This window comes from Rhizobium sp. 007 (genome assembly GCF_015353075.1).
Classification (GTDB): Bacteria; Pseudomonadota; Alphaproteobacteria; order Rhizobiales; family Rhizobiaceae; genus Rhizobium.
Map to the genome: position 1 here is coordinate 1,952,302 of NZ_CP064188.1, position 14,849 is coordinate 1,967,150.

Sequence of the window (14,849 nt, forward strand, 5' to 3'; positions counted from 1 at the left end):
CCAAAAAACCAGGCTGGCCCCGGAAATACCGGGAGAGGCACGTTCAGGGAGACGCACGAAGAGACGTCCGGAACAATCGAATGGGGAACTTCAGCAATGACAGACGTAGTGGACGCCGGGATTTCGGCCGGCACCGAAGGTAAGCTTATACGTGCCCTCGACTGGAAGGGTGCATTCTGGGTGGCTGCGGGAGTGCCGCCACTCGTCCTTTTCTCCATCGGCGGCATTGCAGGCACGACAGGCAAGCTCGCCTTTGTCGTCTGGATCATTTCCATGATCATGGGCTTCCTGCAATCCTTCACCTATGCAGAGATTGCCGGCATGTTCGGCAATAAATCCGGCGGCGCCTCCGTTTATGGCGCGACCGCCTGGCTGCGATATTCGAAGTTCATTGCGCCGCTTTCGGTCTGGTGCAACTGGTTTGCCTGGTCGCCGGTGCTTTCGCTCGGTTGCGCCATCGCCGCCGGTTATATTCTCAATGCATTTTTTCCGATTCCGGCAGCTGACTCGCAAGCAGCCCTCGACTGGATTGCCGCGCATGCCGCTTCGATCACGGCCGATAGCCCGCGCGTCGCAGAATACATAACAGCCCATGCCGGCACGACGCCGGACGATGCCATCAAAGCCTTGCTGAGCACGGATGCGGTAGCGGCGCTGACGCCGGCGGTCCGCAATTGGTCACTCGCAAGCTTCGGCATTCCGTTCCTCGCTACCGCCAACATCAACGCCACTTTCTTCATCGGCGGCATCCTGATGCTGATCATCTTCGCCATCCAGCATCGCGGCATCTCGGAAACCGCAAGCGTGCAGAAGTGGCTGGCGATCATCGTGCTCGTGCCGCTGCTTTTGATCGGCATCTACCCTATCCTCAGCGGTCAGATCGTTGCTGCGAACGTCACGGGCCTCCTTCCGCCGACGGCGGCATATTCAGATGTGGACGGTACATGGAGCATCGGCGGCTGGACACTCTTCCTTGGCGGCCTCTATATCGCCGCTTGGTCTACTTACGGCTTCGAAACGGCCGTCTGCTATACCCGGGAACTGAAGAACCCGAAGACCGATACTTTCAAGGCGATCTTCTATTCCGGACTGGCATGCTGCTTGTTCTTCTTCCTCGTGCCCTTCGCCTTCCAGGGTGTGCTCGGCCATGCCGGCATGCTGGCACCTGGAATCATCGACGGTACCGGTGTAGCGGAAGCCCTCGGTGGGTTGATCGGCGCGGGCCGCATTATCACCCAGCTTCTCGTCGTCCTGATGATCATGGCACTCTTCCTGGCGATCATGACGGCGATGGCGGGATCCTCACGCACGCTCTATCAGGGCGCCAAAGACGGCTGGCTGCCGAAATACCTCGACCATGTGAATGAGAACGGCGCGCCGACCCGTGCCATGTGGACGGACTTCGCCTTCAACCTCTTCCTTCTGGCGATCGCATCGGATGTCGGCGGCTACTTCTTCGTGCTCGCCGTCTCGAATGTCGGCTACATTATCTTCAACTTCCTCAACCTGAACTCCGGTTGGATCCATCGCATGGATTCCGGCCACATCGAACGTCCCTGGAAGGCGCCGAGCTGGCTGATCGGCCTTAACACGGTTCTCGCCTTCGTCAATGCCCTCTTCCTAGGCGCCGGCGCAAAGGTCTGGGGTTATGCCAACGCACTTTGGGTCGGCTTCGCCTTCGCCGCCGTCATCCTCCCGGTCTTTGCCTATCGCCATTATGTGCGGGACGGCGGCAAATTCCCTGCAGGAGCGATGGACGATCTGGGCCTGACAGGTCAGGACCTTGGCACGAAAAAGGCGGGCATCCTTCCCTATGTCGCACTTGCCGGCGGTCTGGCGATAGTCCTGATCGCGAACTGGATCTTCCAACTGCCGGCCTAACGCCCAAGACGATTCATTTATCGCCGCTCTCCGTGAGGGCGGCGATCCTTGAGGAAGGGTGCGAGCGCTAACTGTGACATAGATCGGCGCGATCAATTTGACGTCGTGCGCAAGCTTTGCGAAATCGCGACCCCATTGATGGCTGCCGGCGCAAGCCTCCATCGCGACCGTGCAGGGTTCGATGGATGGCAAGAATTGCAGCAGCTTGCCACTCGAGACCTTCCGGTGAAAAATCGCCGCGCCATCTGCCTCGCCTGCATGGACCTGGATGGTTCTCTTCGCCAAATCCCCGCCGATTATGCAAATCCCTTCCATGGACGCTTCCCTCACGGCTCCAACGCAACCATTCTGGCACGTCGGATGCCGTCGACTGGGGGCGTCCACCCCATCGCTTACGCAAATAGGACCATCAGCGCAAAAATCCGCTTTGCATAGCGCCCACCCCTACAATTCCTTGCATGCTGAAGCAGCAATTTTTACACGCCTTGTGTGAGGCTTCACGCGGCGTGCGATGGCTCCAAATTTTGGACAATCTTGCTCGCTGCAACAAAATCCACCTTTCCCGAACCCAGCACTGGCACTTTGCCGATTTTGATTTCCGCCGGAACCATCATATCCATCGCTCCCCTGGATTTGGCAAAGGCCGCGAATTCGGCGCGAGTAGCGTTTGGCGCATCTGTCAGCAGCACCAGTCGCTCACCCTTCTTTGCATCCGGAATAGATGAAACGACCGAAAGGGCCCCGGCCCACAACTGGCCGGCAAGCGCCTCGACGGCAGCGAGCGAAATCATCTCGCCGCCGATCTTGGCGAAGCGCTTGGCACGGCCACGGATCCTGACGAAGCCATCATCGTCGATTGTGACAATGTCGCCCGTGTCATGCCAGCCATCAGGGAGCGACTCGATCACGCCAGGGTTCTCAGCGCGGAGATAGCCGGCCATGACATTGGCGCCGCGGATGAAAAGGCGACCACCCTCATCGATACCCGGAACCGGCTCGAGCTTCCACTGCATGCCGGGCATGATCTTGCCGACGGTGCCTGAGCGGTTGAACATTGGCGTATTGAGGGAGATCACGGGTGCCGTCTCAGTAACACCGTAGCCTTCAAGGATACGCAGGCCGAACTTCTCCATATAGGTCTCGCGGGTCGATGGTTTGACGGGCTCGGCACCCGAAAAGATGTATCGGATCGATCGGAAGTCATAAGGATGCGCAGTTCGGGCATAGCCGTTCAGGAAAGTATCGGTCCCGAATATGATGGTCGCGTTGGAAGTGTAGATCAGTTCCGGCACGATGCGGTAGTGAAGTGGCGACGGATAGAAATATACCGGCACGCCCGAGACCAATGGCAGAACGGTTCCCGTCGTCAGACCAAAGGAATGAAACACCGGCAAGATATTGAAGACTTTATCCCCGGAATGGAAGTCGATGCGCGAGGCCGCCTGGGCGGCGTTTGACAAAATATTGCGATGGGTGAGAACAACACCCTTCGGCGTTCCCTCCGAACCGGATGTGAACAGGATCACGGCGGCATCATCGGCCCTGCGCTTGACCAGCGGCGTGTACCTGTTGAGGAAGCCCCGAACTTTGTCCACGACGGTAACTGTCGTGCGCAGTTCGTCGAGCCAGACGATCTTCATCTCTTTTTCGAGCTCGGTGATCACGGGACCAAGCTTGCCCTGCTCGACGAAGGCACGTGAGGAAAGAACCTGCTTTACCTCTGCCGCCCTGCACGCTGACAAGATATTGGCGGCGCCGGCGGTGAAATTCAGCATCGCCGGAACCTTGCCCGCTGACATCACAGCGAGAACGGTCGCAGCAGTGCCATTGGCGTTTGGAAGCAGGACGCCAAGCGTCTGTTCATCGGGGAACAACGCCTTGAACTTGGCACCCAGAACCGAAGCGCCGGTGAGAAGCTTGGCATAGGAGAGCTGGCCGCTAATCGGATCCTCGACTGCAAGTTTTCCCCCACCTCCTTCCAAAGCCGTTTCGATGATACGGTCCAGGACCGTCAGATTGGTGTTCGTCGTACGGAACATCAACATCGACATGACCTGGTACAGGGCCGCGCCTGCGGCGATACGGCGCTTGCGGCCCTTGATGTCTGCGGGAACGTCGAGCTTCACCGGCTCGAGGATCGTCACTTTGACCTTAGGAAAGAGGCGACGGCGAACTTGGCCAGCCGAAAGGCGCGAGAAGTAGCTCTTCTCAAGCCCGTCGATACGGACGGGCACGATCATCGATCCTGTCTTGTCGGCAACCATAGCCGCGCCGTCGTAGACCTTCATCAGCGTCCCGGTCACCGTCAGGCGGCCCTCGGGAAAGATGCCGATCGCATTGCCCTCGTTGACAATCTTGATGAGAGAACGTGTCGCCATCGGCTTCGTCGGATCGAGCGGAAGGAATTTGCACATCTTCAGGAAAGGACGAACCCACCAAGCCTGAGCTATCTTGTAATCGACGGCGAAAACAGGCTCTTCCTCCGTTATTGCAAGCGCCAGAGCTCCATCAAGAAAGCTCACATGATTGAGCGCGATGATCGGTGCCCGACCAGCCTTCTTGATGTTCTCCAAACCTTCCACCTCAAGGCGCAGGAAGGCACGGAACAATATGGAAATGAAATCACGGAACGGATTGGTAGGCAGCGTCTTCAACATCATCCAGGCAACGCCGACATTGATGAGCGAAAGACCTAGAATGATCATCGGAACGGAGACACCGACGGCTTGCAAGATCGCGACCAGCGCAAGCCCGGTTGTGATAAATAACGCGGACAAAACGTTCGCAGCTCCGATCACACGGGCACGGCGGGCTTCGTTTGCCCAGGCCTGCATCGCCGCGAACGTCGGCACGGCCATGAATGCGCCCCCAATGGCCATACCGGCGAGATCGATCGCCACACGCAAGGTGTTTGCGCCGGCAAAGAAGGCGGTGATGGTTTCAGCATGAGAGACGGACTGCAGGCCCCACAGATTCCAAGCGAGATCTATTCCGAAGAGTGCAACTATGACGGTGCCGACTGGCGCCGGCAGCAAGACGACGCGGCCTGCCGACATCCAGCCGGCGATCGCTGAACCGACCGCAATGGAGATCGCGAAAACGGCAAGATAGGCGGGGACGACGATCTCCGAACCACCAAGGATTTCCGTAACCATGAAGGGCAGCATCGACATGACGAATGCGCCCACGAACCAGAACCAGCAATTCATGAGCGCCGAGCGCCAGACTCGCTTGTCTTCGCGCAGTTCATTGACGAGTGTGACGCTCGAGCGGAAGACACTCCTGTCGATAACGAGATCGGGCGCTTTTGAACCGGTCGCAGGGATCATGCGAGCGGCGAACCAGCAAAGCACCGAAAGCCCCATCATCATCGGTCCGAACACCCAGACATTCTCGCCATTCGTGAAGGCAAGCGCTGCAACGATCGTGCCCGTCAAGATGGCGATGAAGGTGCCGCCCTCGATCCAGGCGTTGGCCTTTGGCAAGTCCTTGCGTTCGAGATGATCGGGAAGAATGCCGTACTTTATCGGGCCGAAGAGCGACGAGATAACCCCGAATCCGAAAAGAGCCAGCATAAGGACCCAGATCGACGACAGCGCGATACCAATGACGGAGATCGCCGCGACTGCGATCTCGCAACGCTTGAGGATTTCGGCCATCTGCGCCTTGTCATATTTGTCGGCAAGCTCGCCGCCCAGCGCCGAAAGCAGCAGGAACGGAATGATAAAGATTCCGCCAGCGAGCGTTACGAGCCAAGCCCCCTCGGCAGCCATCTGCGCAAGGATCAGGAAGATTAGCGTCTGCTTCAGGAAATTATCGTTGAAGGCCGAGAGAAACTGCGTCCAGAATAACGGCGCGAACTTCCTCGATGTCATAAGATTGCCGTGCATGGCTGTTTCCCTGTTAGATCGCAAGAGAAAGCCACAGAGTTGTTACGCAAAAGTTGCAGACAGAAACAACTCTGTGGTGTGGTCAAGAAGTCTTAGCTTTCGTTGCCACGATTGAAATTGACGAGGAGCTTTTCAGTCTTGGCGTCCTCGATCTTGCGGATCAACTTCTCCGACTCAGCGTTATCGCGCAGCGTCTTGGTGATGTTCACCGTCGTTTTACCAGCATCAGTATGCCCATGGCGAGATAGCCTTTGCCCCAGAGGTCGAGCGGCATCATGTAAAGGCCGGCTGCAAGCATGAAACCTGCCGTGCCGAAGGAGATGTATGAAAAGCTGACCCAGCTGGAGGAATGCTTCTGAAAACTGTCGTTCATCGTCGTGGTCCTTCTGTTAAGTGAAGTACGTATCAGGCAGCGTTGTTGATACGCGTGCGGAGCCTCGCCAACACATCGTCAGAGGATGACCGCAACGGCGCACCGCAGCCGGCATTGGCAAGCTTCTCGATGATCCCGGCAGAGCGAGGCGCGCTGTCCATCTCCTTAAGCAAGGAGGCAATCGTATCGTTCTGGCTTTGGCGAGCGCGAAGGCGCGCAAGGGTCTCCTCAGCCTCGTCGAGTGCAGCAAGACCAGATCCGGTAGCCGCGAGATCAAGTTTCTGGGCTTGTTCCGTTGCACGGGCCAGCCGCTCGCCGCGCTGCAGATCCTGCAATCGCGCTTCTGCGGTACGGACGATCCCCTTCAGCTTGGCAATCGCCGTTGTGAACTGGGCTTGGGCCTTTTCCGACGCATCCCGCTCGGCTTCTAGATAGGCGATCGCGTCGGCCGCTTCGCGGGCAAGACCCTCGCTGCCTTTTTCCAATGCGACAAGAGTGCGTGTTTCGAGATCAGCGATCCGGGACAGGATCATGGTGTGTTGGCTCTTTTCCTGCTCATTTTGTGCAATTGCCACCGCCACTACGCGGCGGGCAGACTGGATGGCGTGGGCCGCATCGCGAGTTTGCTGACTAAGCAGAGGCATGGCGTTACGGTCGGCAAAAGCACGTTCGGCGTCATGCGCCCTGCCCCGCAGCAGTGTGACAATTAAGTTGAACATTTGGAGTCTCCCATTTATGAACGTTGTTCACGAAGTGGTTTTGCCATAATCGTGAACGTTGTTCAAGCTTTTTTTGAACGACGTTCACTAATCAAATTGGAGTGGTTAATGGCCAGTCGAAGAGAAGAAAAACGCGAGGACCTGAAGGCCCGGTTAATTGACGCCGCACGCAACAGGATAGCCAACGAAGGGCTAGCAAACTTGCGCGCACGCGACGTCACCCAGGAGGCCGGTTGTGCGTTGGGAGGTCTTTATACGGTCTTTGCTGACCTCAATGAGCTCATTATCCAGGTCAACTCCTCAACGCTTAAAGCTCTGGAGGAATCGTTGGCTCTCACCGAAGTCAAAAACCGCACCCCGACCGATCGACTGCGCAATTTGGCACAGGGATATCTTAGGTTTGCGCTTGCCCATCGCAATCTGTGGAAAGCCCTGTTCGATCACTATCCGCCCGAAGGCAGTCCAACGCCCCAGTGGCATCTCGATGAACATCTGTTCCTGATGGACGTGATCGCTGAGCCCCTCGCGGAACTGCAGCCGGACATGCCTGCAGAGGATAGAGCAATTCGTGCTCGCACGTTGTTCGGGGCGGTGCATGGGGTGATCAGCATCAGCCTGGAAGCGCGCTTCGTCGGCTTGCCGTCTGATCGGCTAGGACGCGAACTCGATGAATTCGTCCTGACCATTGCGGCTGGGGCGGTCGCAGGACGGGCGCCGCGGGCCTGACGGGAATGTTGGTTTTGAAACCGCTGCGTAATTGTTCCAACCAGGTCAGATGTCTCGCTCGGTGAAGCGCAATCATGTGGAATTCCATTCGAAATTCACCCCGTCTGCCATTTGGCGGTGTACCCCATGATTGGTCCGGAACGGAAAAGCGTTTCAGATCACAGCGGAACTCAACACGCTGACATGCGCGAGCGTCCGGTCGGAGATTAAAACAACACGCGAATGTGGGGCAGCGCGGGCTGCCCACCCGGTTTGATTGACGATGTTTAAGACGGCGAGATTTTTTCGGGCAGCGCTACCACCGGCCGTCGATACCACACTCAAACCGAACAGTCATCCTTCCGCCTGAGAATCACGCCATCAAGCGGTAGTTGTGAATAGGCGTCGTGCAATGCCCCCGTCACCTCAGCAAAACCAATTGTTTCATATTCGAACCGGCGCCGGGACCCCATGCCGATTCACAAACAGTGAAACATTGCTCCCGCCCGGCTGCACGCCTGCTAGCTCTTTACCGACCCAGCTGCCATGCCCGCAAGGAAGTAGCGCTGGGCGATCAGATACAGGAGCAAAAGCGGGAGCGATCCTAGCACGCTCATCGCCATCATCTCGTTCCATTCGAAGGCATGCTGGCCCATAAGCAACTCGATCCCAATGGGAACAGTCCGCATATCCATCGACTTCGTCAAAGTCAGAGCAAAGAGGAATTCGTTCCATGCCAACAGAAACGTATAGACCGCGGTCGCGACGATGCCAGGCACTGACAGTGGGATGATCACTCGCCACAGCGCCGTCCAACTTGACCCGCCATCGACAAGCACAGCCTCATCAAGCTCCCTTGGCAGGGTATTGAGATAGCCGGTCATCAGAAGGATCGCATAAGGCAGGGTGAAGACCATGTACGTCAAAATCAGCGCAAAATAGGTATTGAAAATGCCGAAGGCGACCACCATCCCGAAATACGGGATCAAAAGCGTGATCGGCGGGACGGTCTGCGTGCTGATGATGAACACGTTCAGCGTATTTTTGAACCGAAAGGAATACCGGCTGAAGCCATAGGCCGTCAGAATGGCGATCAGCAACGTCAGGAGTGTTACCACTCCCGCGACGAGATAGCTGTTGAGGAAGAAACGAATCTTCGCTGGGTCGTTGAAGATCGACAGGTAGGCGACGTTCGTGAAATGGTCGGGAAGCAGCCGCGGCGGCAGGGCAAAGATCTCGGTGTTTGACTTCAAAGAAGTGAAAAACATCCACAGTATCGGAAAGCCCGCGAAGACCAGACCAACCGCGAGCCCGAGATATGTCAGCAGGGTCGGTAATATGGTGCGACTGAGAGAACGCTTTGCCATTGCCGGTCACCTGGCCTTCTGATGTTTGATGTAGAAGTATGTGGCGCCCATCGAGATGATCAGAATGAAGATTGCGCTCGCCGACGCGCGGGAGAATTCGTAACTCGAAAACGCAAGTTTGTAGGTGTAGGTGCTAAGCACCTCGGTCGCGTAGATCGGACCGCCTCCCGTCGTCATCCATACGAGGGGAAAGACCTGCATTGTCCAGATGAAATCCAGCAAGGCAATGCTGATGATAATCGGCATCAGTTGCGGGATCGTGATGTAGCGGAATTTCTGGAACTCGTTAGCACCATCAATGCCGGCGGCCTCGTAGAGATCCTTGGGGATGCCCTGAAGACCAGCGAGAAGGCTCACCATATAGAGCGGATATCCCGCCCAGATATTCGCAAAGGTCAAGGCGTGCAGCGCGGTTTTCGTCGAAGAGAACCACTCGACCTTGAAGTTAATGATATGCAGCGTCATCAGTATGCTGTTGATGACCCCATTGGGATCCAGGAGCAGTCGCCAGATGATGGCGATGATCACCGCAGTGAATAGCCACGGCATAATGTAGAGAACCCGCAGGATGCTTCTGATCAACGGATCGACACGCTGGCTGTTTAGCAAAAGGGCGAAGGCCAAACCGATCAGAAGATGGAAGATGACGCTCATCACCGTGAAGTAGAGTGTCTGCCCGACCGACTGCCAGAAAACCGGATCTTTGAAGATCGTCACATAGTTCTGCAAGCCGACGAAAGCCGCGTCCTTTTTCGTGATCGCGCCGTCCATCAGCGAATAGCGCAGGACGGTGATCATGGGAAACAGCATCAGAAGGCAGAACAGAAACGTCGCCGGGGCAACATAGAAGAAGGGAACAAGCCTCTTTCTCGTTTTGTAAGACAGCATGCCACGCTTGCGCGTTTTGGCTGGCGTCCGGATCATAGTTTCTGTGGCGAGGCTCATGAGATGTGATTTCCGCCTATCGTAAAACGCATCAATTCGTCCTGATGCATCGGCAGCGCGATAAACTCTGTCACGCTGCCGAAATTGTCGGTGGCGTCCTTACTTGTCGAACTCGACCAACCACTGCTTTTGCGTGTTGGCGGCCGCCTCCTTCGCGGTTTGCTGACCGTCGAACATTTTTTGAACTTCAACGTTCATCTGCCGCATGAGATCTTCGGCCACCGGCAGTCCGACGAATTCGTTGGCCAGCTTCCCACTTTGAAATATCTTGAAGGCTTCTTCAAACAGCGGGTCCGATTTCGAGAAATCGGGTTTGGCGTGGATATTTCCCGGGAAGGCATTGGCGACCGACACGAGACGGCTGTTCACTTCGGGGCTCATCAAATATTCAACGAGCTTCCAGGCTTCTGCCTTGTGTTCGCTTTTGTCGCTGATGCCGATACCCCAGGAAGCATACGGCAGTCCGCGTTTGCCGGTATAACCGTCGACAGCTGGAAGGGCGGAGATGCCGAACTTGAGATTGGGGTTTCGCTGGCGGATGAGATTGATGTGAGCGAGTGAATCGATCATCATACCCACGCGGCCATTGACGAATTCTTCGACCTTGTCCTGTTCCTTCTTGGCAAAAATACCAGGCGCGATGACGCCGGCGTCCTGCAGCGACTTGATATATTCAAGTGTCCCGACCACGGAGGCGTTTTCCAGATCGGGCTTGCCATCCTTCAGCATGGATGCTCCGGATGCCCAGACCCAGGACATCACGTCATTCTGGATGCCGCCGGGATTTTGCAACGAAAGCGGTAGCACCCAACCGTATTGGTTCTTGTCCGCATTGGTCATCTTCTTCGCCGCATCGGCGAATTCTGTGCGGTTCGTCGGCGCCTTCTCGAGGCCGGCGGCCTTTGCCAGATCGAGATTGACGAAGACCGGGTAGACGAACGAGGCAAGCGGGAACATGACGCTTTGCCCGTTGACCTTGATAATGTCGGCGATCTGGCTCTGATCATATTTGGCGTCAGCCATCAGGCTGTCCATCGAAGCGATTGCGCCCTGCTTTGCCAAGCCGTTGACCCATGCTCCGTCGAGGCCAACGACATCGCTGAGTGTCCCCGACGCGGCACCAACGACGATCTGATCATGGGTGGCGGAATAGGGGCCGCTGACGAGCGTCACTTTAATGCCGGGGTTTGCGGCCTCGAAATCGTCCATGATGCTGCGCAGAGCACCGGCGGGCATTTCGGGCTCCCACCATTGAATGAACTCTAGATTGGTCTGAGCAAAGGCGCAGGTGGCGCATAATGCCCAGACCGCCACAGCGGACTGAGCCGCCATGATATATCTTCTGACGTTCATGTTTCCCTCCCATAGAAACGATATTTTGCCCGATCCTCCCGATCGAGACCAAAGTAGGTTCCTTTCGGGGTCTAGCTGTCAATGAAGAACTGTCATCGGAAAAAGCTGGCGGGCCCCAGGGAGGAACAAAAAGCCAGCAAGGCATTGAATACTCTAGGCTTTGTCCATGGAACCCGAGACGCTTTTTTTCTAACCTACACCTTCCTCGTGTCGCATTATTTCTTTACTTTCGTAAACAAATGAAAGCCACCCCGCCCAAAGGAAAACAAATGAAAGGCTCGTTGATCGAAGAAAAGCGGGGTTCAGCGGGACCGTGCGCGCCATAGACCTCGCAAAAATGCCTTCGACCAGCTGATTGCGATCAGATGCGCTCGGGTTACCATCGAGCAGTACAGAAGGACCCGACCTCCGGCTGCAAAGTCACAGGGTTCCAAGACGGCGTGAAATCTTGGGCTCTCTATACGGGACACGCCAAGCCGCTGAGCGAAGAGCGAAGAGCGAAGAGCGAAGAGCGAAGAGCTTGGCGGCAACAGTTGTGAGCATCAAAGCAAGCATGCGGTCTTGCGGCTCCCACCAATCAGGTCCGCTATCGCGGATCATGCTTAGATTGCCAAATGCGTTTGTGGGTCGAAGAAGTGTAACTTGGCCGCATCGATCGCCAGATCAATCATTGCGCCCGGCTGGACCGAGCTGACCGCTTCGAATTTCGCTACGGCGTTTGCTGCACCGCTTAAGTCCTCGACGGCATCGGGGTCGCCGGAGTCGATACGCACCGCTTCGATATTCAAATGAACGATCAGTTCGGAGCCCAATTCCTCGATCGATCTTACAGCTGCCGGAATCGTCGCGTAGCGTGATCCGGATTCCAGGCTGCTGTCGTAAAGGTCTTCTGGGCGGATGCCGAAGATGATCGTCTTGCCCTCGAACGTCGTCAAACCGGGAGAGCGCTCGAATGCGGTCGTCGGCACCGGTATCGAAAAGGTGGGAAGATTGATCCTGCCGTTCTGCAAACGGCCTTCGAACAGGTTCATGGACGGTGAGCCGATGAAACCCGCGACGAAGGCATTGACTGGCCGACTATACAATGTCTTTGGCGTGTCGACCTGCTGAAGGACGCCGCCCTTCAAGACCGCAACCCGGTCGCCCATGGTCAAGGCTTCGGTCTGATCGTGCGTCACATAGATTGTCGTCACGCCCAGCTGTCTTTGCAGGCTGACGATTTCGGCCCGCATTTGCACGCGCAGCTTGGCGTCGAGATTTGACAGGGGCTCGTCCATGAGAAAGGCCGCCGGTTCCCGCACCATTGCGCGTCCCATGGCGACCCGCTGGCGTTGGCCGCCGGACAGCGCCGCCGGTTTGCTGTCGAGCAGCGTATGCAACTGAAGCGTCTTTGCTATTTCATGGACCCGCTTCGTGCGCTCCTCCTTGCTTTTCCCCGCAAGCTTCATCGAGAAGGCAATGTTGTCGAACACTGTCATATGCGGATACAGGGCATAGTTCTGGAAGACCATCGCTATATCCCGGTCCTTCGGCGCGAGATCCTCGACATTCTCCCCACCGATGCTCAGGGTTCCGCTGCTGATCTCCTCCAGCCCCGCGATCATGCGCAACGCCGTCGATTTTCCGCATCCCGAAGGGCCCACGAGGATAAGGAACTCGCCATCATTTATCGTCAGGCTAAGATCCTTGATTGCGTGGAATTTCGTTCCGAAGGTCTTGCAAATCTTGTCCAGTACAACAACAGCCACGGCACTTCCTCCCACTATCACCGCCATCCATCTGGACAGCCCTCCCGGCGCGAGCGCAGATCGAACCGAACCGTCATCTGCGCAGCGCTATTCCGATCTCCAGGGCACCAGCGTAATGAACGCTCAGTCTGGCGGCGCAATCGGTCTGGGCACGGGCGCATTATCCTTCGCCATCCACGCGAGACAGGCGCTTTGATCCGGCAGAGCCATACGGCCACCCGGGCCGGTCACGGAAATCGCCGCTGCGGCAGTTGCGTAAACGGCGCAGGCGACAGGCTGCTTTCCCTGTGTAAGGGCAAAGGCATAGGCGCCGTGAAAGCAATCTCCGGCGCCGGTCGTGTCGACCGCTTTGACCTTATAGGCCGGGACATGCCACAAAACGTCATCTCCCGTCTGCATGATATAAGATCCTCGTTCGCCGTCGGTCAGAACGACTGCTGTCCGGTCATCAGACCACAGCTTGCGCAGGATCAACCTCGGGTCGGTTTCACAAGAATAAATCTGCGCAAATTTCAATGGCAATACCAGGTGATTGGATAAGCTCACTAATCGTTCGGTTGCCGGCCCGATCGCCCATTCAATGTCTGCCACCACCGCCAAGCCCAGCTTACGGGCGCGCGCAACAACCATATCGGCGTTGACGGCATAGCCGTCGATCAAAAGCACCTGGGCTTGCGCAAGGGTGCTATCGGCCAGCGCCTCGGAGGTTCCGTGCGGCACATCATCGTCATAGGCGATAAACCTGTCGCCTTCAGGTCCGACCGTGATCACCGAACGTATGGGCCTGGCATCTGGGCGACGCGGCGCAAAGGATATATCGACTCCGTGCCGCTCAAGCTCGCGGGCGCTGACATCGGCGAGGGGCTGATCATTCAACCAGCCGATGAAACCGGCCCGCCCTCCCAGCTTTGCGACCGCAACAAGGGCCGTCGCTACATTGCCGCCGTGGTCCTGAGTGCGATTTATCACCTTCCCTTTGCCGGCACTCAGCGGTCGGTCGACGTAGATGATATCGTCGATCGCCAGGGCCCCAAAGCCCAGAACCTGAAGGTTGCGTGTCACCTGTCAACCGCCCGCGGCCGCGAGCGCCTCTTGCGGCGCCATACCACCGTGAATGACCAGCTTGAAGGCGCGCGCCGCCATCGTCGTGTCGCCGTGCCCCCAAAGGTTTCGCCCCACCACTGCACCCTTTGCCCCCGCGCGCAAGGCATCGGAGGTCTGTGTCAGGGCTCCGAGCAGATTATCCGCCTTCGGACCGCCCGCGATAACGATGGGAACTGGGCAAGTGGCGACAGTCTCTTGGAATGAAGCGAAGTCCCCGGTGTATCCGACCTTGATCACGTCGACGCCGGTTTCAAACCCTATCCGCACGGCATAGGCGATTTCGTCGGGGGTGAATACGATCTTGCCGCCGTCTGAATAGTCGCGGGGATAGACATGCGCAACGACCGGCATTTCAAAGCGAGCAGCGGCGTTGACCGTATCGGTAAGCCAGCGAATGTATTCGCCTTCGGTATTGCCGCGCACCGGAATGGCAACGGCCAAAGCATCGGCACCGTAGCGCACCGCATCCTCAGGGGTCGCGATCAACTGACGGATTCGATCGTCCGGCGTAAAGCAGCCGGCTTGAATAACCAGCGCCGCCTTGCCGGCATAGGCCGGCCACAAGTGACGCGCCGCCCCCGGCTGAATGCTGATATAGTCCGGCTCTCCAGCCATCACCCGCTTCAGGGCGCCCGGCAGATCCGCAAGACCGCCCTCGCGGACGTTGCCATAGCCAACGAAGTGGTCGACGGCGCCACCGAATAAATGCCCCGACGGATGAGAAAACAGCCGTGACAGGCGAATTTTGGTTCCAAGGCCCATAT

At 57.2% G+C, this 14,849-nt stretch carries 10 protein-coding genes and 1 pseudogene; 2 read left to right on the forward strand and 9 right to left on the reverse strand.

Annotated elements, in window-relative coordinates:
- Positions 1–96: 96 nt before the first annotated feature.
- Positions 97–1,881 carry an APC family permease gene (locus tag ISN39_RS30285; RefSeq protein WP_194731612.1) on the forward strand — a complete coding sequence of 595 codons (1,785 nt, stop codon included), beginning with the start codon at positions 97–99 and terminating at the stop codon, positions 1,879–1,881.
- A 497-nt stretch (positions 1,882–2,378) separates the two neighbouring features.
- On the opposite strand, the gene ISN39_RS30290 is transcribed toward ISN39_RS30285, so the two are convergent.
- The 3 genes and pseudogenes from ISN39_RS30290 to ISN39_RS30300 form a co-directional block, all read right to left on the reverse strand.
- Positions 2,379–5,771: an acyl-[ACP]--phospholipid O-acyltransferase gene (locus ISN39_RS30290; RefSeq protein WP_194731613.1), complete on the reverse strand. Its 3,393-nt coding sequence runs from the start codon at positions 5,769–5,771 to the stop codon at positions 2,379–2,381.
- Positions 5,772–5,863: 92 nt separating this feature from the next.
- Positions 5,864–6,144 (reverse strand): annotated as a pseudogene (locus ISN39_RS30295) (YiaA/YiaB family inner membrane protein).
- A gap of 32 nt (positions 6,145–6,176) precedes the next feature.
- On the reverse strand, positions 6,177–6,863 hold the full coding sequence (locus ISN39_RS30300; protein ID WP_194731614.1) for a PspA/IM30 family protein: 687 nt from the start codon (positions 6,861–6,863) through the stop codon (positions 6,177–6,179).
- A gap of 108 nt (positions 6,864–6,971) precedes the next feature.
- Here ISN39_RS30300 and ISN39_RS30305 point away from each other — a divergent pair, with 108 nt between their 5' ends.
- On the forward strand, positions 6,972–7,589 hold the full coding sequence (locus tag ISN39_RS30305) for a TetR/AcrR family transcriptional regulator (protein ID WP_194731615.1): 618 nt from the start codon (positions 6,972–6,974) through the stop codon (positions 7,587–7,589).
- A 500-nt stretch (positions 7,590–8,089) separates the two neighbouring features.
- On the opposite strand, the gene ISN39_RS30310 is transcribed toward ISN39_RS30305, so the two are convergent.
- The 6 genes from ISN39_RS30310 to ISN39_RS30335 all read right to left on the reverse strand — a co-directional run bounded on the left by ISN39_RS30310 (position 8,090) and on the right by ISN39_RS30335 (position 14,847).
- Complete coding sequence (locus ISN39_RS30310) at positions 8,090–8,935, reverse strand: carbohydrate ABC transporter permease (protein ID WP_040114897.1); 846 nt, start codon at positions 8,933–8,935, stop codon at positions 8,090–8,092.
- Positions 8,936–8,941: 6 nt separating this feature from the next.
- A complete protein-coding gene (locus ISN39_RS30315) occupies positions 8,942–9,880 on the reverse strand; it encodes a sugar ABC transporter permease (protein ID WP_194731616.1) in 939 nt (312 codons plus the stop codon).
- Between the two features lie 99 nt (positions 9,881–9,979).
- Positions 9,980–11,233 (reverse strand): sugar ABC transporter substrate-binding protein, encoded by a 1,254-nt coding sequence (locus ISN39_RS30320; protein WP_194731617.1) that lies wholly within the window; start codon positions 11,231–11,233, stop codon positions 9,980–9,982.
- A 602-nt stretch (positions 11,234–11,835) separates the two neighbouring features.
- The gene (ugpC, locus tag ISN39_RS30325; RefSeq protein WP_074071343.1) at positions 11,836–12,981 is read right to left on the reverse strand and encodes a sn-glycerol-3-phosphate ABC transporter ATP-binding protein UgpC; all 1,146 of its coding nucleotides are present in this window, start codon (positions 12,979–12,981) and stop codon (positions 11,836–11,838) included.
- 123 nt (positions 12,982–13,104) lie between these two features.
- On the reverse strand, positions 13,105–14,043 hold the full coding sequence (locus ISN39_RS30330) for a PfkB family carbohydrate kinase (RefSeq protein ID WP_194731618.1): 939 nt from the start codon (positions 14,041–14,043) through the stop codon (positions 13,105–13,107).
- Positions 14,044–14,046: 3 nt separating this feature from the next.
- Positions 14,047–14,847, reverse strand: coding sequence for a class I fructose-bisphosphate aldolase (locus ISN39_RS30335; RefSeq protein WP_022713937.1), 801 nt, complete (start codon positions 14,845–14,847; stop codon positions 14,047–14,049).
- Positions 14,848–14,849 lie beyond the last annotated feature (2 nt).